This is a genomic window from Halobacillus sp. Nhm2S1 (assembly GCF_019599545.1).
GTDB lineage: Bacteria > Bacillota > Bacilli > Bacillales > Halobacillaceae > Halobacillus.
In genome coordinates this window covers 1,006,227-1,025,493 of sequence record NZ_JAIEZV010000002.1, presented here as the reverse complement: position 1 = coordinate 1,025,493, position 19,267 = coordinate 1,006,227, and the positions used below count along the sequence as shown (strand labels likewise).

The 19,267-nt window shown below is 43.7% G+C and carries 17 protein-coding genes and 2 tRNA genes; 14 read left to right on the top strand and 5 right to left on the bottom strand.

What is annotated here, in order from left to right; translation table 11 throughout:
• Positions 1–24: 24 nt before the first annotated feature.
• Positions 25–543 (bottom strand): NUDIX hydrolase, encoded by a 519-nt coding sequence (locus tag K2225_RS11265; protein WP_255574426.1) that lies wholly within the window; start codon positions 541–543, stop codon positions 25–27.
• Positions 536–1,351 (bottom strand): histidinol-phosphatase HisJ family protein, encoded by an 816-nt coding sequence (locus tag K2225_RS11260; RefSeq protein WP_220584818.1) that lies wholly within the window; start codon positions 1,349–1,351, stop codon positions 536–538. The genes K2225_RS11265 and K2225_RS11260 overlap by 8 nt, the downstream gene beginning before the upstream one ends.
• Positions 1,352–1,514: 163 nt before the next feature.
• On the opposite strand from K2225_RS11260, the gene K2225_RS11255 reads away from it, so the two are divergent.
• The 4 genes from K2225_RS11255 to dnaB all read left to right on the top strand — a co-directional run bounded on the left by K2225_RS11255 (position 1,515) and on the right by dnaB (position 6,452).
• The gene (locus tag K2225_RS11255) at positions 1,515–2,459 is read left to right on the top strand and encodes a YybS family protein (RefSeq protein WP_220584817.1); all 945 of its coding nucleotides are present in this window, start codon (positions 1,515–1,517) and stop codon (positions 2,457–2,459) included.
• A gap of 33 nt (positions 2,460–2,492) precedes the next feature.
• Positions 2,493–4,466, top strand: a complete 1,974-nt coding sequence (locus K2225_RS11250; protein ID WP_220584816.1) for a DHH family phosphoesterase — start codon at positions 2,493–2,495, stop codon at positions 4,464–4,466.
• The gene (rplI, locus tag K2225_RS11245) at positions 4,463–4,909 is read left to right on the top strand and encodes a 50S ribosomal protein L9 (RefSeq protein ID WP_220584815.1); all 447 of its coding nucleotides are present in this window, start codon (positions 4,463–4,465) and stop codon (positions 4,907–4,909) included. Before K2225_RS11250 ends, rplI begins: the two co-directional genes overlap by 4 nt.
• 181 nt (positions 4,910–5,090) lie before the next feature.
• Complete coding sequence (dnaB, locus tag K2225_RS11240; RefSeq protein WP_146814587.1) at positions 5,091–6,452, top strand: replicative DNA helicase; 1,362 nt, start codon at positions 5,091–5,093, stop codon at positions 6,450–6,452.
• A 121-nt stretch (positions 6,453–6,573) separates the two neighbouring features.
• Here dnaB and K2225_RS11235 read toward each other — a convergent pair whose 3' ends face one another.
• Both K2225_RS11235 and K2225_RS11230 read right to left on the bottom strand, forming a co-directional pair.
• Positions 6,574–7,431 (bottom strand): Cof-type HAD-IIB family hydrolase, encoded by an 858-nt coding sequence (locus tag K2225_RS11235; protein ID WP_220584814.1) that lies wholly within the window; start codon positions 7,429–7,431, stop codon positions 6,574–6,576.
• Positions 7,422–8,204: a DeoR/GlpR family DNA-binding transcription regulator gene (locus K2225_RS11230; protein WP_220584813.1), complete on the bottom strand. Its 783-nt coding sequence runs from the start codon at positions 8,202–8,204 to the stop codon at positions 7,422–7,424. The genes K2225_RS11235 and K2225_RS11230 overlap by 10 nt, the downstream gene beginning before the upstream one ends.
• Positions 8,205–8,551: 347 nt before the next feature.
• Between K2225_RS11230 and K2225_RS11225 the strand changes: the two genes are divergently transcribed.
• On the top strand, positions 8,552–9,841 hold the full coding sequence (locus K2225_RS11225; protein ID WP_220584812.1) for an adenylosuccinate synthase: 1,290 nt from the start codon (positions 8,552–8,554) through the stop codon (positions 9,839–9,841).
• A gap of 118 nt (positions 9,842–9,959) precedes the next feature.
• A complete protein-coding gene (locus K2225_RS11220; protein ID WP_220584811.1) occupies positions 9,960–10,502 on the top strand; it encodes an LOG family protein in 543 nt (180 codons plus the stop codon).
• 26 nt (positions 10,503–10,528) lie between these two features.
• On the opposite strand, the gene K2225_RS11215 is transcribed toward K2225_RS11220, so the two are convergent.
• Positions 10,529–11,011, bottom strand: coding sequence for a hypothetical protein (locus tag K2225_RS11215; protein WP_220584810.1), 483 nt, complete (start codon positions 11,009–11,011; stop codon positions 10,529–10,531).
• A 125-nt stretch (positions 11,012–11,136) separates the two neighbouring features.
• On the opposite strand from K2225_RS11215, the gene K2225_RS11210 reads away from it, so the two are divergent.
• The 8 genes from K2225_RS11210 to K2225_RS11175 all read left to right on the top strand — a co-directional run bounded on the left by K2225_RS11210 (position 11,137) and on the right by K2225_RS11175 (position 19,192).
• Positions 11,137–11,213 (top strand) — tRNA-Asp (locus tag K2225_RS11210).
• A gap of 278 nt (positions 11,214–11,491) precedes the next feature.
• Positions 11,492–11,564 (top strand) — tRNA-Phe (locus K2225_RS11205).
• A gap of 457 nt (positions 11,565–12,021) precedes the next feature.
• The gene (locus K2225_RS20140; protein ID WP_305038438.1) at positions 12,022–13,305 is read left to right on the top strand and encodes a peptidoglycan DD-metalloendopeptidase family protein; all 1,284 of its coding nucleotides are present in this window, start codon (positions 12,022–12,024) and stop codon (positions 13,303–13,305) included.
• A 229-nt stretch (positions 13,306–13,534) separates the two neighbouring features.
• Positions 13,535–14,239 carry a response regulator YycF gene (gene yycF / locus K2225_RS11195; RefSeq protein WP_146814601.1) on the top strand — a complete coding sequence of 235 codons (705 nt, stop codon included), beginning with the start codon at positions 13,535–13,537 and terminating at the stop codon, positions 14,237–14,239.
• 6 nt (positions 14,240–14,245) lie between these two features.
• Positions 14,246–16,084, top strand: a complete 1,839-nt coding sequence (gene walK / locus K2225_RS11190; RefSeq protein ID WP_146814603.1) for a cell wall metabolism sensor histidine kinase WalK — start codon at positions 14,246–14,248, stop codon at positions 16,082–16,084.
• Entirely contained in the window at positions 16,081–17,454 is a 1,374-nt protein-coding gene (locus K2225_RS11185; RefSeq protein WP_220584809.1) for a YycH family regulatory protein, read from the top strand. The genes walK and K2225_RS11185 overlap by 4 nt, the downstream gene beginning before the upstream one ends.
• A 14-nt stretch (positions 17,455–17,468) precedes the next feature.
• Positions 17,469–18,383: a two-component system regulatory protein YycI gene (gene yycI, locus K2225_RS11180; RefSeq protein WP_220584808.1), complete on the top strand. Its 915-nt coding sequence runs from the start codon at positions 17,469–17,471 to the stop codon at positions 18,381–18,383.
• 14 nt (positions 18,384–18,397) lie between these two features.
• Positions 18,398–19,192, top strand: a complete 795-nt coding sequence (locus K2225_RS11175) for an MBL fold metallo-hydrolase (RefSeq protein ID WP_220584807.1) — start codon at positions 18,398–18,400, stop codon at positions 19,190–19,192.
• The last annotated feature ends 75 nt before the right edge of the window (positions 19,193–19,267 follow it).

Here is a 19,267-nt window from a genome sequence, read left to right as displayed (position 1 = left end):
GCTTTTTTAATCATCCTTCAATGGTCAGGAAGTTTGTATCAAATTCAATAGATGTTTCAAGACATACATCTCTTGGAGGATCCAAGGATTTTTATTCGTTCGATCCAAAATCTCTTCGTTTTGAGCAATGGCCTCCTCAACGCTTATCCAGACAGGTGTGAAGTCCTGATCTTTTTCATAGGGATCCAGCCTTTGTGCGCCCTTCTCTCCCGACCACTCACAAAAATAATAACGGGAGGTCATTTCAAAAAGAGCTTGCGGGTCATACACGTCAAGGTGGCTTTCCACAACCTCGCCGGCATATTCTCTCACCCGGCAGTTCTTGTAGCCTGTTTCTTCCTGAATTTCTCTGATAAGAGCATCATCGTCTCTCTCTCCATCATCAACGCCGCCCCCAGGAAGTTTGTAATCCCCCAGATTGGAATTCACCATCAGGATTTTTCCATCATGAAAAACTATCCCTCTGACTGCAAGACGCTTGTTTGTTTTGTATCCATCATATTTTTCAGTTCCGAACCGCTTTTTGAAAGGGGGTTCAGCCAATGGGATGGACCTGCTTTTTTCGGTTGGAGAATGTATGGACTTCGGTATATCCGACGGATTTTGCAAGATCGATCGCTTCTTCATAGCGGTACCCGATATGGTCCGGCCTATGGGCATCCGAGCAGAGAACGATTCCAACACCCTCATCTTTACACATTTGCAGAAGCGTCGGATCTGGATAGAGTTCTCCAACAGGCTTTCGTAAGCCTGCCGTACTTATTTCAATGCACGTATCTGTTTTCGCAAGGGCTTTCGCTGCCCGTTTGTATTGTTCTCTTAAGAATTCTTCATCGTCCGGCCGGTAGCCAAACACTTTGATGACATCAATGTGACCGACAAAGTCAAAGAGTCCTGACTCTGCAAGGGTGACGACACGGTCAAAATATTGCTGGTACACGTCTTTTAGATTCCGTTTTTCATATTCATCCCGGTATATCGCAAGGTCGATGCCCCATTCATCGATCCAGTGGACCGATCCGATCACGTAATCGAAAGGATGGGAAGAAATGAAAGCTTCCATCTCTTTTTCTTTTCCTGGCATGTAATCCATTTCAATGCCCATTTTTATCGGAAGTTCAGCTTTGGCTGCATCATCAAACATCTTTTGGTAGGTTTCAAAGTCAAGCGTACGACGGTTCTCCACCCATGGATTAGAGAGGATCTCACGCGTTTCCTGAAAGAAATACGCGTGTTCAGATATGCCTAATTCTTCAATTCCTTCTTCTTTCGCTTTCGTTATGTAGGTTCGTAGATAGTCGACATCAAGGTTTCCGGTTTCCGCCATATGGACGTGGTAATCAGTGCGCATGTGCGGCCCTCCTCTATCGAATTTTATTCATCATAACAAACATTAGAAAAAATCACCAAGAAGAAGTGGATGGAAGCATTTGATACGAGAAGTATAAGGGGATGATATGTTAAAATAGGGAGGTTAAGACAAGCGCGATAGAAATAGAGGTGCTTTATCAATCATGAATGACACAAAGAGGTTAACGGAAGGGGCTTTAATGACCGGCCTATATCTGCTATTGTTATTGGTAATCATTTTTGTGCCGGTTATAGGACCACTACTACTAATGATCCTGCCTGTTCCATTTATTTATTATAGTTATCGATATGGTGGAAAAGCAGGAGGCCTGATGTTTGTGGCCGCCACCATTTTCACACTTATTTTTGCGACCGTATTTACAGTATTCACCTTACTTGCCGGCATTGGCGGGCTTTTCATAGGAATCGCTTTGCATCACAAACGTTCTTCCTATGAAGCTCTGGCCATAGGCTCTGTTGGGTTTGTCATCGGTCTCCTCGGAATTCTCTTAATCACTCAACTCTTTCTGGGCGTCAACTTGATGGATGAGCTGCAGAGTGGGATGAACCAGGGGTACGGAACTTTTGAGAGGGTGTTCTCAGGACTTCTTGAAGGGGAAGAGGTAGAAACGGACCTGGCTGAGATCGGTCAGTTGATTGAGTTCATTCCAGATATTGTTCCAAGTATATTGGCGATGAGTGGTGTAATGCTTGCGTTTGTCAGTCAGTGGACGACCTATAAACTGATCAATCGCATTGAAAATCAGTCCCTTGGATTCGCGGATTTTAAGAACATCAAGCTGCCGACATCGATATTATGGTATTACTTTGTGGCGATGATTTTGAATTATGTCACGATGGATGGAAATGATCTGGTCTACTTAGCTGCCCTGAATGTCTTCATTCTTACGGGAGCCTTGATCGTCCTGCAGGGATTCTCTTTCGTCTTTTTTTATGCATGGAAGAAAAAGTGGTCCAAAGCGATACCGATTCTTGTGGTTGTATTTTCCATACTTCTTCCACAAATCGTGATGTACCTTGTGAGAATAATCGGTATAATTGATATAGGATTTCCAATGAGGGAACGTGTGGAAGAAAAGAAAGAATGATCGCTCTCAAGAAGATGGTAGGAGCTGAATGCAATGCCGAATTTTTTTAAAAAACCAACGATGAGCGGACACTTGTGGATCATTTATTTGATCTCTCTCATTCTGCTTGGCTTTATCTGGTACTATCAATGGATGTTGGGATTGATGATGACGCTGTTTTTAGCTGCGTCCATCTTTTACAGTGTCCGTACTGAACAGAACATGATCAATGAGACAGAAGAATATATATCGACCTTGTCCTACAGGGTGAAAAAAGTCGGCGAAGAAGCTTTATTGGAAATGCCCATAGGAATCGTTCTTTATAGTGAAAACTATACGATCGAGTGGGCAAACCCTTATATGAACAAGTTCACACAAGAAGATACGATTGTTGGAGAATCGTTAAAACGGCTATCCGATCACCTCATTCCATGTGTGAAAGATGAGGAAGATGAAGTTTGGATTACGATTGGCGGTTATAAGTTCCAGACAATCATTAAAAGGGAGGAACGTCTGCTTTATTTGTTCGATCGAACGAAGCAGACAGAGATCCACAACCGTTATGAAAATGAACAGACGGTCCTTTCTATTATTTTCCTTGATAACTATGAAGAAATTACCCAGGGGATGGATGATACAGCCAAAAGCCATATCAACTCCCAAGTGACCTCCATATTGAACAAGTGGGCGGGAGATTATGGCATTTACTTGAAGCGGACCTCTCAAGAGCGTTTCATAGCTGTCATGAATCAGGAAATTCTTTATACTTTGGAAAAAGCGAAGTTTGAAATCCTTGATGATGTGCGTGAATTGATTACAGATCAGAACGTCCCGTTGACTCTAAGTTTCGGAATAGGTGTGGGTCCGGTAAGTCTTCCTGAACTTGGAGAATTGGCTCAGTCCAGTCTCGATCTCGCTCTTGGCCGGGGCGGAGATCAAGTCGCCATTAAAGATGATTCTGGAAAAGTCCGTTTCTATGGTGGAAAGACGAACCCTATGGAAAAACGGACACGGGTACGCGCCCGGGTGATCTCCCATGCCATGAAAGAACTTGTACAGGCAAGTGAAAAGGTCTTGATCATGGGACACAAATCACCGGATATGGACTCTGTCGGCGCTTCAATCGGGATCTTGAAAATTGCCCAGGCGAACGATAAGAAAGCTGCCATCGTTCTCGATCCGGACGATATTGATACCGGCGTGCAGCGGATGGTCGAGGAAATCGAGAAAGACGAGGACCTCTGGCATTATTTCATCCCGCCGGAGGATGCTTTAGAGATGGTCACAAATGAAACCTTGCTCGTCGTTGTAGATACGCACAAGCCTTCCATGGTCATCGAGGAGAAGCTCCTTTCCAAAACGGAGCATGTCGTCGTCATCGATCACCACAGACGTGCCGAAGAATTCATCGCTGATCCGACCCTTGTTTATATGGAACCTTACGCCTCATCAACGGCGGAGCTTGTTACTGAATTACTCGAATATCAGCCGAAGAAACTGAAACTATCGATGCTGGAATCAACGGCCCTGCTTGCAGGAATTATCGTCGATACGAAAAGTTTCACGCTCCGTACAGGATCACGGACGTTTGATGCTGCTTCTTACTTGAGGTCCAAGGGAGCAGATACTGTACAAGTCCAGAAATTCATGAAAGAAGATTTAGATGTCTATGTTCGTAGAAGTAAACTGATTGAACGAGCTTCTGTTTACCGTGACGGTATTGCCATTTCCACCGGGGACCGTGGAGAAACATACGGACCAGTCATTATAGCACAGGCTGCGGATACCTTACTGACGATGAGCGGAATCGTTTCTTCGTTCGTTATTTCTGAGCGGAGTGATGGAAGGATTGGCATAAGCGCCCGTTCTCTAGGGGATATCAACGTTCAGGTCATTATGGAGAAAATGAACGGTGGCGGGCATTTGACGAACGCAGCCACCCAGCTTGAAGATACAACGATTGAAGATGCGAAAGCATTGTTGCAAGATATTATTGATGAATATTTTGAAGGGGGAGACATAGAATGAAAGTCATTTTCAAAGCAGATGTCAAAGGGAAAGGCAAAAAAGGCGAAATCAAAGAAGTGAACGATGGATACGCGCGCAACTACCTCCTTAAAAACAATTTGGCGGTAGAAGCGACGAAGGGGAACGTTCAAGCCCAAAAAGCCAAAGATGCCAAAGTTGAGCAGCAAGCACAGGAAGAAGTCGAAGAAGCGAAGCGACTGAAAGAACAACTGGCCAACCTGGAAGTGAAGCTTGTGGCGAAATCCGGAGATAACGGGCGCCTGTTCGGGTCCATCACAAGTAAGCAAATTGCCGAGCAACTGAAGAAATCCCACGATATTAAAATCGATAAACGTAAAATCGAGCTTGATGATCCGATCCGGACATTGGGCTACACCAATGTTCCTGTGAAACTTCACCCGGAAGTAACAGGGACAATCAAAGTCCACGTCGAGGAAAAGTAAGTTTTGAACGATTAAGCGCCCAATCCATTTTCTGGAGCTATTGGGCGCTTCTGTTTTGTATTTCTGGCCTACATTCCTCTTTTTCATAACGAAAAGGAATAATGTATAAAATAACCATACAACGTGTGGTTATTTGAGACGGACGGGCCATCCGTGCTTTAGATTCAGAGGAGGAACAACAGTGAGTGAAATGTGGAACGACCGTACCCCGCCCCATAATATAGAAGCAGAACAGGCGGTACTCGGTGCGGTGTTTTTAGAACCTGATGCAATGTCGACAGCTGCTGAATATCTTCTTCCTGAAGATTTCTATCGGGCGAGCCACCAGCGCATTTTTGAAGTGATGCTCTCCCTCTCAGATAAAGGGGAGCCGATCGATCTCGTGACCGTAACAGCAGCTCTTTCCAACAACCAGGTGCTGGAAGAAGTCGGCGGGGTTTCTTACTTGACGGATATTGCAAACTCCGTACCGACAGCTGCGAATATCCAGTACTACACAAGCATTGTGAGTGAAAAATCGACCCTTAGAAGTTTGATCCGTACAGCGACGAATATTGTGACGACGGGTTACTCGGAAGAAGAAGACCTGGAAGATGTATTGAACGCTGCGGAAAAAGACATTCTCGAGGTATCACAAAGGAAAAATTCCAGTGCATTCAAAAGCATCAAAGACGTACTGATTGATGTTTATGACAATATTGAGCAGCTTCACCACAATGACGGAAGTACGACTGGAATTCCGACAGGATACCGCGATCTTGATCATATCACCTCTGGTTTCCAACGGAATGATTTGATTATTATCGCCGCCCGTCCGTCTATGGGGAAGACCGCGTTTGCTTTGAATATTGCGCAGAACGTTGCGGTCCATACCGATGAAAATGTCGCGATTTTCAGTTTGGAGATGGGGGCCGACCAGCTCGTCTCCCGTATGATTTGTGCGGAAGGAAACATCGATGCTCAGCGTCTTCGTACAGGACAGATGGAAACAGAAGATTGGAACAAACTGACGATGGCGATGGGGAGCTTATCGAACGCCGGAATCTATATTGACGATACCCCAGGTATCCGGGTCAGTGAAATCCGTTCTAAGTGCCGTCGTCTCAAACAAGAACATGGACTTGGAATGATTCTGATTGACTATTTGCAGTTGATCCAGGGAAGCGCCAACTCCAAAGAAAACCGTCAACAGGAAGTATCAGAAATTTCCCGTTCCTTAAAAGGGTTAGCTCGTGAGCTCAACGTTCCATTGATTGCTTTGTCACAGCTCTCTCGTGGAGTTGAATCAAGACAGGATAAGCGACCAATGATGTCTGACTTGCGTGAATCCGGTTCGATTGAGCAGGATGCTGATATCGTAGGGTTCCTTTATCGTGATGATTACTACGATCAAGAATCAGAGAATCAGAACATTATTGAAATTATCCTTGCCAAGCAGCGTAACGGTCCAGTGGGAACTGTTTCCCTTGCGTTTGTGAAAGAATACAACAAGTTCGTGGATTTGGATCACCGCTATTCTGATGCCGATGTTCCACCAGCATAGAAAAGAAAGACGCCCGAGGATCTAAGTCCCGGGCGTCTTTTTATAAGCAGCTTCAAAGAAGCCATCTATATCATCATTCCCATCACGCCTCCCGAAAAGTCACGCTGGGAAATGGATGATCCTAAAGGTTCATGAAGTGGGCGATTGCATGGGCGACACCATCTTCGTCATTCGTTTTTGTATGGAAGTGGCAGATTTCTTTTACTTCCTCTTTAGCATTTTCCATGGCTGCGCTGTATCCTGCCACACTCATCATAGATAAATCATTAAGACTGTCTCCAATGACTGCTGTTCTCTCAATGGATCGATTCAGTTGTTGAGCCAGTTTCACGACGGCATTCCCTTTAGAGGCAAGTCTGTGCTCCAGTTCGAAGTTATGATTGGCAGAGCTTACAAGGGTCAAGTCAGTGTAATCTTTGAACTTCTCCCATCCTTTTCGGAGTTTTTCTTCTTCAAAGGAGAAGGCAAGAATGTTGTACACATTCCTATGTTTATCTATGATTTCCTTGTAAGAGTCTACAGGTGAAAATCCGGACTGACTAAACTGCTTTTGGGCTGCCTTTTCAAGCTTGGTAAGATCAGTTTTCGGATTGGCACTACGAATCCGGTCGAGTTCTATGTTCAAAAGCTCCCTGGCATTTTGCGGGGTCAAAATCGCTTCATCATCAATGGCTTCATAGTAAAACCCTTTTTCTTCAAGCCACTCTAAAACATCAGTGACATCCGCTTTCTCCATCGGTGTGGATGAAAAAAGCGTACCGTCAGGATGATGGATGGTCGCTCCATTGGCAGCAATCACCCATGTATGAAGGTCAAGTGCGGAGAATAGGTTTCGGACATCGAAGGATGCTCTTCCTGTTGCGATGACCACCTCCACGCCTTTCGATTGGGCACGCTTTATAGCTTCTATATTATTCTGGCTAATCTCATTCGCTGAATTTAACAACGTTCCGTCCAAATCAATGGCGATCATGTCCATAATTCTGATTCCTCCTCTTCTGTAACAATCAATTCCACATGATGCTCCTGTAATTTTTGTTGGAATTCTTCATCAGGAAGTTGGTCTGTAATGATGATATCCACGTCTTCGAGATCTGCAAAAGTAAAAAACTCGGTCACACCAAACTTCGTATGGTCTGCAAGAACAATGACCTGTTCTGCCTGTTTGATCATGTTCCGTTTGACCATCCCATCTTCCTCGTGGGCGATCGAAAGTCCCGATTCAGAGATACCCACTACACCGATAAACGCCTGATCCACATGATAGCTTTTCACGCGTTCGATGACGGAAGCTCCATAAAGGAATTGATGTTCCTTTTGTAGGAAACCACCCAGCAATTGAATGGACACGCTTTCAACATTTGATAAAATTTCAGCCTGGTGAATAGAGTTCGTAATGACCGTAACGTCCATGGGACGGATTTGATTCGCACATGCTTGCACCGTCGTGGAAGTATCCAAAATGATTTTGTCCCCGGGCCGGATAAAGGAGGCCGCTTTTTTTCCGATCTGTTGTTTTTCAAAGGAAACGGTTTTTAAACGGTGGGAATAATCTTGTATGTCCGTGTGCGTGCGTGGCAAAATCGCGCCCCCTCGTGTACGCACGATCGCCTTACGTTCCTCCAACTTTACTAAATCCCGCCTTGCTGTGTCTCTTGATATATCAAACATCTCACACATTTGATCAATGGAGATCCGGCGATTTTCTTTTAAAAATTGCAAGATTCCAATCAGACGTTCTTCCTGATACATCGAATTCCCCTTCCGTTATTGCTCTTATAAGTGATTATAAGTAATTCACTAATTGAAATCAATTAAAAATAAGTTATTTTAAGTTTTGTTGTAAATATTAGTTAATTTTTCGCTTATGTGATAAAAATAAAGTATTCAATAGGATTGAACATTTGAGAGGGCTTTTTTGTGTTACGTTTTGTCAGAGGCTGGTATTGCAACAGAAATATAAGAAATTCAAAGGTTATAATCGAACAATAATAATGTAAATATAATTTAATGTTCGGTTTTAGCGTTGACTTACAAGGTATGTATTGGTAAACTGACGATGGATAACATATTTAACAAATTATTGGCGGAGGTGCCTTATGTCTTCTGTAGTTGTAGTCGGAACCCAGTGGGGGGACGAAGGAAAAGGCAAGATTACTGATTTTCTATCACAAAATGCTGAAGTTGTCGCTCGTTATCAGGGCGGAAATAATGCTGGCCATACAATAAAATTTGATGGAGTCACCTATAAGCTTCACTTGATTCCTTCAGGGATCTTTTTTGAAGATAAAACATGTGTGCTTGGGAACGGAATGGTGATTGATCCCAAAGCACTACTTGAAGAGTTGAAATACCTACATGATAAAGGGGTATCCACAGACAATTTGCGGATTAGCAACCGGGCTCATGTCATCCTTCCATATCATTTGAAATTAGACGCTCTGCAAGAGGAAGACAAGGGTGCGAATAAGATTGGAACGACCAAAAAAGGAATTGGTCCTGCCTACATGGATAAAGCAGCTCGTACCGGAATCCGTATCGCTGATCTACTCGATAAAGAAAGCTTCCGTGAAAAGCTCGAGCAGAACCTTGCTGAGAAAAACCGCCTTCTTGAAAAAGTATATGAAACAGAACCGTTTGCAGTGGAAGATATTCTTGATGAATACTATGAATATGGTCAACAGATTGCATCCTACGTATGCGATACATCTGTTGTATTGAACGATGGGCTGGATGAAGGGCGTCGTGTTCTTTTTGAAGGTGCCCAGGGTGTTATGCTCGACATCGATCAGGGAACGTATCCTTTCGTTACCTCATCTAATCCAATTGCGGGTGGAGTAACCATCGGTTCTGGTGTGGGGCCATCGAAGATTAAACACGTGGTCGGTGTTTCGAAAGCTTATACGACTCGCGTTGGAGATGGACCTTTCCCGACAGAGCTTGAGAATGAAGTCGGAGATCAAATTCGTGAAGTGGGCCGTGAATATGGGACAACAACAGGGCGTCCGCGCCGTGTCGGTTGGTTTGATAGTGTCGTCGTCCGTCATGCACGTCGTGTGAGTGGAATTACCGACCTTTCCTTAAACTCCATTGATGTACTGACAGGTATTGAAAAGTTGAAAATATGTACGGCTTACAAGTACAAAGGGGAAATCATGGATGAGTTCCCGGCAAGCTTGAAAGTTCTGGCCGAATGTGAGCCTGTTTACGAAGAAATGCCGGGCTGGACAGAAGACATTACAGGTGCTAAAACGCTGAGTGATCTTCCGGAAAATGCACGCCATTATATTGAGCGTGTTTCTCAGCTGACTGGAATTCCTTTGTCTATTTTCTCCGTTGGTCCCGACCGTGCACAAACGAACGTTGTACGCAGCGTATATAGTGAATAATATCGAAGCCTGGCTTACTCAGCCGGGCTTTTTTTCACAAGTCATAGTGAGAAAAGAATCGAATACGTGCAATTTAGGGTAAACTCTACTTAGGTTATTAAGAGGAGGAGTGTTTCACGTGAAACGGATCTGTGTATTCGCTGGGTCTAGTAGAGGGAACGACCCGGTATTCATAGAGAAGACGAAAGCTCTAGGGATGGGGTTGGCTGCAAAGAACATAGAGTTGGTCTATGGTGGTGCTAAAAGCGGTTTGATGGGAGTTCTAGCCGATCAGGTGCTGGACAGCGGTGGAAAAGTGACCGGGGTTATGCCGAGTCACCTTTTTGAAAAAGAAATCGTTCATCCGAACATAACCAAAATGATTGAGGTAGGAACCATGCATGAAAGGAAAGCGAAGATGAGCGAACTGGCTGATGGATTCATCGCCCTTCCAGGAGGTTTTGGTACATTTGAAGAGCTTTTTGAAACGGTCAGCTGGGCTCAAATCGGCCTTCATACAAAACCACTTGCCCTATACAACATTGCGGAATACTACACTCCACTTGTTCAGCTCATTGAACATGCGATAAGAACGGGATTTGTACCCGAAGATAATCGTAACCTTTTTATAGATGCCAAAGATCCATTTTCTTTATTGAATGAAATGGAGAAGAAAGTATAAAAGACGCGCCTATTCAGGCACGTCTTTTATACTTGGATCGTTTTAAAGAAGATGAGTCCAAAAAAACGATACGTCAATTTAATACTTTCTATCGAGGACTCTTCGGTGATGCTTAATCCGTAGATCGTCGTTGGCGAGGTATCAGGTGACGCAGCCATTGCTTTGGAGGCCAGCGGTGAAGTATCCGGGGCGAGTGGGATTGTTTCATATTCATTGATGGCATACGCATCTTCCACAAGCGCGTATGTATCTGTAATTATAAATCCTTTTTCAGAATCACTAACCTGCATCTTAATATTTTTAGGTTGTTGGTCGTTATTGATCGACACATCAGTGATCTGGATGCTCCCAAGCAAGCTTTTGTTTCCGAGAGCGACAATGACCGTTTGCTTATCTTCTGTGGTACCGATCGACCCATGGGTGAGTGGCGGGTTCAGTTTTAAAAATCCAATAATTGAAACGAATAAAAGGATAAGGACGAAAACAACGTAGCGAAAAATCTTCTTCAAAAAAACCCTCCTTTCTTTTTAATCGACAGAATTCTGCGGGGAAAACTATATTTCTAGTAAAATTACTATTGCTTACGTTTATCCTGTATGGTACGATAGTTATCGTTGCAGTGAACAAGCCATGTGGTCCGGTAGTTCAGTTGGTTAGAATGCCTGCCTGTCACGCAGGAGGTCGCGGGTTCGAGTCCCGTCCGGACCGCCACTTTTATTATATCATTTGATGTAGTCGAATACACACGTAATGTGATGCACTCGTTAGGTTATAACGTCGAATGGTAAGACTTGAACTTAGTATGAATATGGCTCGGTAGCTCAGTCGGTAGAGAAGCCGTAAACCTCAGCAAATTACTTCCGTGTAGGCTTTGCGAGGAGCGTATGCTTCAACGAAATCACATGCAGCGTGACGAGCACAAACATCATCGAATAACCTTCGAAACAAGATGTGAAGCGAAAGCATGATCTTAACTTTATACTAATTATGGCTCGGTAGCTCAGTCGGTAGAGCAACGGACTGAAAATCCGTGTGTCGGCGGTTCGATTCCGTCCCGAGCCACTTCTTAAAAAGCTTACGGAAATTATTCCGTAAGTTTTTTTGTATGAAAAACGATCTGAATTTGTTATAAACCTTATTTAACTACCCTGCAGGAGTTTGAAAATTGATTTAGAAATGATCACTGAGAAAGTAATGCTAAAGAGAGTGGTTAGATATCGGGGAGCGTGCTATAGAATACTCTTTGGGCTGCCTCCTAAGGCGTCCCTTGCACTCCTCCATGGGAGTTTCAAAGCTATCCTTAAGTATCGAAACGGAGTATCTACAATAGGAAGTCCAGGCAGATGTGAATGAGGTAAAATAATGAAAAATTTCATATGAAAAAATGACTATCATTTCGTAATTTTGGTAAGAATATTATAACTTTTTTACATATTTAAATATCTATTTCTTATAAAACTTCCGTGTGATAGATTAAACTAGGAATAGTTTAGACAGGTGCATCAGGAGGATCAATATCATGTGGAAGAAACTAGCTGTCACAGCGATTTCCGTCGTTAGTATTGGTGTAGGGACGGCTTATGCCGAAAGTTCACTGCCGACGGTTTATCACGTATATATAGATGAACAACATGTGGGTATGGTAGAAAATCAAGCAGAGGTCAAATCAGAATTACGCGAGCGCATGGAAGAGGCGGAAAAAGATCATAGAGGATTGAATCTTTCTTATATGGAAGAAGTCTCCTTTAAGGAGCAGAAAGTGCTGTCTGTGAAAGACGAATCATCAAAGGTCATGGATTCTCTTGAAAGTGAATTAACCTTAGTCGCGGACGTTATGCGCCTTCACATCAACGGAGAGCCTGTCGCTTACCTTCCAAATGAAGAGAAGGCAGAACAAGTCATCGAATCCGTGAAGGAGAAATACGTGGCAGAAGATGAACTTGAGATATTAGAAAAAGGGGCGCCTGAGCTTCCTGCTGTCGGTGAATCGAAGGTGATGGATGTCGGTTTATCGGCTCCTGTCACAATGGAAGAAGACCAGGTCACGCTGCCGCAGGTCCATACGGTTGAGGAAGCAGTAGCAAGGGTGGAAGAAGGTCGTCCTTTTCCAAGTAATCATTCTGAAACAACTACTTTCATGGGGATGATGGCTAAGTCTAAAAAGCCACTTGCCGATGTGGTGATAACTGAGAAAGAACGTAAAGAAGAGAAGATTCCCTATAAAGTAGAAACGAAAAAGACGGATGAACTTTATAAAGGTGAATCCAAAGTGAAGCAAGAAGGGGAAAATGGAAAAAGAGAGCTGTTGATTGAGCGCACGTATCGAAATGATCAAGAAATAGAAGAAGAGACGATTGAAAAAGAAGTTGTCAAAGAACCCGTTAAGAAGGTTATCCTGCAAGGGACGAAGAAAATCCCTTCTAGAGGTACTGGAGACTTTGCTTGGCCCGCTGTGGGCGGTGAAATCACCAGTAAGCAGGGAGAACGCTGGGGGCGCTATCATAAAGGGATTGACATCGCCGGTGTTTCTAATAAAACAATTAAAGCGGCTGACAATGGAAAAGTGATCGAAGCAGGATATCGAAACAGCTTTGGAAATAAAGTTGTCATTGATCACGGGAATGGATACGAGACGATTTACGCTCACCTTTCCTCGATCGATGTCAAAAAAGGACAGATCGTTAAAAGAGGAGAAAAAATTGGAGTCATGGGAACAACAGGTCGATCCACAGGAGTGCATCTTCATTTTGAAGTCCACAAGGATGGTTCACTCGAAAACCCTCTTTCCCACGTCTCTCCCTAACCGCTATGATTGAATCATAGCGGTTTTTTCTTTCCACGTAAGCAAAGGGTTGAAACGGGCGATGGTTGGTTGGAGTAAGATTTAGTAAGAGGATTAAGAAATAGGCATGATAAAGGTATAGGTGAAACGGCTGATTTCGAGAGAGGATTATGGTGAAATAAGACATTTAGCAGTAAATAAGTTAAAATAAAGGAAAGAAAAGATGACGAGGAAAGGGATGTGAAGCACTATGGCACAGAAAATTTTAGTGGTCGATGACGAGAAACCCATTGCTGATATATTGAAATTCAACTTAGAAAAAGAGGGTTATCAAGTCGTTTGTGCATATGACGGAGATGAGGCAATTACGAAAGCAGATGAAGAAGAGCCGGAATTGATTCTTCTTGATATTATGCTGCCGAACAAAGATGGTAATGAAGTATGCCGTGAAGTGAGGAAGCGTCATAATATGCCGATTATCATGTTGACGGCAAAAGATGCAGAAATTGATAAAGTACTCGGACTGGAAATGGGCGCAGATGACTATGTGACCAAGCCTTTCAGTAATCGAGAGTTGATTGCCCGAGTGAAGGCGAACCTGCGTCGTCAACAGCAGGAGCCTGAAGACAGCGCGCAGCAGACGAAAGATATTGAAATCGGCCGTCTGGCGATTCACCCGGATGCCTACACAGTGACTCGTGATGGGAATCATATTGAGTTGACTCACCGTGAGTTTGAACTGCTTCACTATCTTGCTCGTCATATCGGACAAGTCATGACTCGTGAACATTTGCTTGAGACGGTTTGGGGCTATGACTATTATGGTGACGTCCGTACCGTCGACGTAACGGTCAGACGCTTGCGTGAAAAAATTGAAGAGAATCCTAGTAACCCAATGTGGATTGTTACCCGTCGCGGGGTTGGGTATTATTTGAGAAACCCAGAGCAGGATTAAGCCTTTATGAAAGAAGTGGGTTTCTTTCAGTCTGTGAGGCTGAAGCTGATTCTTGTATACATTTTGTTATTGTTATTGGGCATCCAAGTCATTGGTGTCTATTTTGTCGATCGATTGGAAGAGCAGCTTGAGACAAACTTCACGAATTCAATCGAAGGACAGCTGAATTCATTGACCTACAGTTTGCAAAATGCGTTCAATACAGAGCGGGGGGAAGATACACTGCCCTTGGACGCAGATCTACAAAGTCTTATTAATGATTTTAGCGATGACAACACAGATATTGGGAAACTATGGGTTGTAGATAATAACCAGAAAGTGCTTGCAGCTACGACAACGAGTGACCAGTCTCCCATCGGGAAAAAAGTAACGGACTCCGCCATTACGAAGGTGTTCTTGTTTGGGGAGGCCACAGAACCTAAGCCATGGCGTGAAGAAGGGACCAACAACCGGCTGTTCCGAGGTACAAATCCGATTACGGATGAGTCCGGGGAAGAGATTGTAGGCGCTCTTTATTATGAAGTTTATATGAACGACATCTATGAACAACTTGGGGAAATCATCAGTATTTTCGCCAAAGGGACGGTCTTAGCCATTACGGTTACGGCTTTGCTCGGAATTTTGGTGGCAAGGACCATCACAAAACCTCTGACAGAAATGAAGCGGCAGGCACAAGTCATGGCCACAGGGGACTTCTCCCAGAAGGTTGATGTAAAAGGAAATGACGAAATTGGACAGTTGGGTCATACATTTAATGATCTAAACGATAAATTGAAGCTGGCGACAGCGACGACAGAAGGTGAACGGCGGAAGTTGAGCTCTGTGCTTTCCAATATGTCGGATGGTGTCATTGCGACAGACCGCCTCGGTGCCATCACACTAATGAATGCGCCGGCCTCAAGATTAATTGGCCAGACATTTGAAGAAGTCCAGGGACAATCTCTTGTGGATGTTCTAGACTTGAATGATCAAGTTGAAAATATCTCAGAGGTGGAAGAAGCAGGTTCTATGATCATTGATTTAAGCAGTGACGATAACCATCTTCTTCTAAAAGCAAACTTTTCTGTGGTCGAAGATGAAAACCATGACATGAATGGTTTTATTACTGTGATCAGTGATGTGACCGAACAACAGCGTGTAGAGAAAGAAAGACGGGAGTTTGTTTCTAATGTATCTCATGAACTACGTACGCCGCTGACGACCATGCGTAGTTATATAGAGGCATTGAACGATGGGGCATGGCAGGATCCTGACATTGCACCAAGATTCCTTGATGTGACCCAAAATGAGACAGACCGTATGATTCGTTTAGTGAACGATCTTTTGCAGTTAACAAAAATGGATCATAAAGAAACGAGTCTGATGAAAGAACGGGTGGAGTTTGTCAGCTTTTTTGACCGTGTCATTGATCGTTTTGAAATGAACAAAAATGAAAAAGTAGAGTTCATTCGCAACTTGTCGAACAAGAACATGTATGTGTGGATGGATAAAGATAAAATCACCCAAGTGCTGGATAATGTCATATCCAATGCTATCAAATACTCTCCAGAAGGCGGGAGCATCCGGTTTAATGCTCATTCTACGAAGAAACAGCTGCGCGTAAGCATCACCGATGAAGGAATTGGAATGCCGCCTGACACCGTTGATAAGATCTTTGATCGCTTTTATCGTGTCGATAAATCCCGTGCCAGAGAAATGGGAGGAACCGGACTGGGCCTTGCTATTGCCCGGGAAATGATTGAAGCTCACCATGGAAAAATATGGGCGGAAAGCCGCGAAGGTAAGGGCACGACTGTCCACTTTACGTTACCGCTCATGAGTCAGAAGCGGAGGGGACAGTCATGAAAAAAGAAACCATGAAGTCCGTTATTTTGGTGATCCTCATCGCCTTTAGCTTAGTTTTGACCGTAGCCCTTTGGACGTATCAGCCTATGAATGAACCGTTGGAAGAGGATGTGTTCATTGAAGATACTAGATTAGAAGAAATAGGATCAGAGCGGACGATTCCAAATCTCGTTCCTCCTGATGAGGTCGTTTTTCATGAGCAGAATTCCTATTTTACATTTAAAGATAATATCGACCTTACAGCCTTTTACCAACAGCAGATGCAGCAGTGGAACTTATCAAATTTTGATACGAGTCCAAGAACAATTAATGTCGATAACCACAGTGAGATTGTAGAAATCATTTTCCCTGCCCATCTGCCGGTCCAAGTGATTAGTGATATCTTCAAAGTGAACGAAGGTATTCCAATGGAGGGACAGCAGGCCAATTTTAATCGAATCTTTTTATTGCGTCATTCGACAGAGGGAAGTGCCGCTTCTTCCTCTTCATATGATTTGTGGTTTGTAAATAGCGATGGGGAAGGCAGTGAAGTTACGCTACAAGCAGATATCAGTGCAGCTGCTGGAGAACGCGCGATACAGGAAGTTGACAATAAAGATGAAATGGTGGAAATGTCCCGTGTGGCTGACTTCCTGCAGATCAACCCTGAGGACCGCACGAATGCTTCCCACATCTACGTACCTAAAAATCCTGTGAGTATATCCGAATATGTGCTGCAAACAGGAGCTGTAAACGTAAAACCGATTCAGAATGATATTTTCCCTTCAAATACGCGCGTGTTCAAGTCGCGGACGAATAGCGGTGAGAATATCACCAAAACCATTCAGCGAAGGTTGACGCAGTATGATAAGAGAATGGAATATGATTTGACAATTCCGAACTCAGCAAACCAGAAGAACTTGACGGAATATGAGTTGTTTGTCCAAAGTATGGAGGACATAAATAGTCACTTGGGGTGGACGGATGACTATCGTTTAAATTCAATCTTAAGTGGTCGGGATGAAGTTCGCTATCGCCTTTACTTTAATGACCGGCCTGTTCTTGAGAACGTGGAGACTTATAAATTGGCAAGTATCCAATTAAGTTATCAGCAAGGGCAGATCCAGGAATATGATCGTCCGCTTGTCCAGTACAGCAGTATCAACGAAAGCGAAACGAACCTCTTGTCAGGTGAGGAAGTTCTTTTGGATCTTCAACGAGATGGGGAATTAGAAACCTCAAGAATCAGGGATTTGAAGATTATGTACACAATTGAAGAACAAAGGAGCGAATTGGTGTACAGCTTGATTCCTGAATGGTACATGTTGACAAACAGCGGCTGGACGAAGGTATATCCAGAAGAAAAGTCTCAAAATGCAGAGGTATCGTAACGAGGAGGTAAAACATGCAGTGGGGTCAAATCAAATCATTATTCATCATCAGCTTCTTAATCCTCGACCTCTTCCTGCTGCAGCAATTGTTAGGCAAGCAAGCGGAGGATGAAGTGGGGCAGATCTCCACCGTTGCTGAAAGTATTGAAGCTGAACTGGAAGCGAACGACATTTCCATTGCGGATGATGCAATCCCGGAGGAATTACCAGAAGCTACTCCCATTGAGTCGGAGAGTACGCATTCGTTTCCTGATGATGTGATGAGTCAAATTGAAGATATGGATGAAAGTGACAAAGAGGTCGAACTCAAAGAAGACAACCAAGTATTGCACGTCACCTTTGATGATCCTATAGAAGTGACAGAAGATACGATTCAAAGTGTGGTCACTGATGTTGTACCTTTCGCTTCCCGATATTCTTATTGGGGATGGAATGAAGAGTCGGGTGCGGCTCTCTTTTTCCAGGCAAAAAATAATAAAACCGTTTACTTTAACAATAACGGATACTTATTATTGAATATTGTCGACGGTGAAATGACGGGATATGTAGCAACTTTGCTATCCTTTGAAGATGGAGAATACTCTGGGGCCTCCAGTGAAACAGAAGTCAACATTGAACCTCTCAGCGCCATTCGCATCCTGTTGAATCATAGTCTCATTGAACCCGGAGATGAAATCACATCAATGGATATCGGTTATCATACAAGCTACAGTCTTCCGGCCGGGGAGGAAAACGAAACGCAAGTGTTTGCCTCCACTTGGAAAGTGACGGTCAACGGAGACCGCAACCATTTTCTCTACACTTTTGACGGGACGATTATTGAATATATCAATGAAGAATCCTTTATCTCGGATGTTAAAAGTGAGTATGGTTTAAAAAGTGCGGAAGAAGAGCAAACGGCAGCAAATGAAAATAGAGAAACCAATTAAATGGAGTGTATGGAATGAGCATGAGATTTAGTGTACTTGCTTCAGGCAGTACGGGGAACGCATTCTATATTGAATCGGGAGATGAGAGAATCTTAGTAGATGCAGGCCTGAGTGGTAAGAAAATGGAAGGTCTGCTTAATCAAGTCAACATTGATCCGCAATCCTTATCACGAATCCTTGTCACTCATGAGCATAGTGATCACATCAAAGGTCTAGGCATCATGGCAAGGCGCTACAACCTTCCTATTTACGCCAACGAAAAAACTTGGAATGCGATGGAAGGACAGATTGGTAAACTTTCCATCGACCAGAAGTTCCACTTTTCCATGGAAGAGACGAAGACATTCGGGGGGCTGGATGTAGAATCCTTTGCCGTTTCCCATGACGCGGCAGACCCGATGTTTTATACGTTCCATAAGGATGGGAAGAAAATTGCCCTTGTCACCGATCTCGGTTATGTATCGGAACGGATTAAAAAAACAGTGGAAGGTGCCGATGCCTACATCTTCGAATCGAATCATGATGTGAGCATGCTTCGAATGGGACGTTACCCATGGAATGTAAAACGGCGTATATTAGGGGATTCCGGACACGTCTCCAATGAGGATTGTGCCCTGGCGCTCACGGATATTATTACGGATCAGACGAAAAGAATTTATCTTGCACACTTGAGTCTCGACAACAATATGAAAGACCTAGCCCATATGTCTGTTAAAAATGTTTTAGAAGAGCGTGGATTTGAAGTGGGCAGCCACATTGAACTGCATGATACGGACCCACAGGAAGCTACACCAATCTTTGAGGTTTAAAAGGTTTTAAATAGTAAAGAATAAGGAAACAGTACCTTAGAAATCTACGGAGAGCGTAAGAAAGGTAAGGTGAAA

What these genes read in the sequence shown, in the direction of transcription:
- K2225_RS11225 (WP_220584812.1), top strand. Translation starts at nt 8,552, where the DNA reads ATGTCTTCTGTAGTTGTAGTCGGAACCCAGTGGGGGGACGAAGGAAAA.
- K2225_RS11235 (WP_220584814.1), bottom strand. Translation starts at nt 7,431, where the DNA reads ATGGACATGATCGCCATTGATTTGGACGGAACGTTGTTAAATTCAGCG.
- K2225_RS11175 (WP_220584807.1), top strand. Translation starts at nt 18,398, where the DNA reads ATGAGCATGAGATTTAGTGTACTTGCTTCAGGCAGTACGGGGAACGCA.
- K2225_RS11185 (WP_220584809.1), top strand. Translation starts at nt 16,081, where the DNA reads ATGAAAAAAGAAACCATGAAGTCCGTTATTTTGGTGATCCTCATCGCC.
- K2225_RS11230 (WP_220584813.1), bottom strand. Translation starts at nt 8,204, where the DNA reads ATGTATCAGGAAGAACGTCTGATTGGAATCTTGCAATTTTTAAAAGAA.
- K2225_RS11260 (WP_220584818.1), bottom strand. Translation starts at nt 1,351, where the DNA reads ATGCGCACTGATTACCACGTCCATATGGCGGAAACCGGAAACCTTGAT.
- yycI (WP_220584808.1), top strand. Translation starts at nt 17,469, where the DNA reads ATGCAGTGGGGTCAAATCAAATCATTATTCATCATCAGCTTCTTAATC.
- yycF (WP_146814601.1), top strand. Translation starts at nt 13,535, where the DNA reads ATGGCACAGAAAATTTTAGTGGTCGATGACGAGAAACCCATTGCTGAT.
- K2225_RS11250 (WP_220584816.1), top strand. Translation starts at nt 2,493, where the DNA reads ATGCCGAATTTTTTTAAAAAACCAACGATGAGCGGACACTTGTGGATC.
- K2225_RS11255 (WP_220584817.1), top strand. Translation starts at nt 1,515, where the DNA reads ATGAATGACACAAAGAGGTTAACGGAAGGGGCTTTAATGACCGGCCTA.
- K2225_RS20140 (WP_305038438.1), top strand. Translation starts at nt 12,022, where the DNA reads ATGTGGAAGAAACTAGCTGTCACAGCGATTTCCGTCGTTAGTATTGGT.
- walK (WP_146814603.1), top strand. Translation starts at nt 14,246, where the DNA reads ATGAAAGAAGTGGGTTTCTTTCAGTCTGTGAGGCTGAAGCTGATTCTT.
- rplI (WP_220584815.1), top strand. Translation starts at nt 4,463, where the DNA reads ATGAAAGTCATTTTCAAAGCAGATGTCAAAGGGAAAGGCAAAAAAGGC.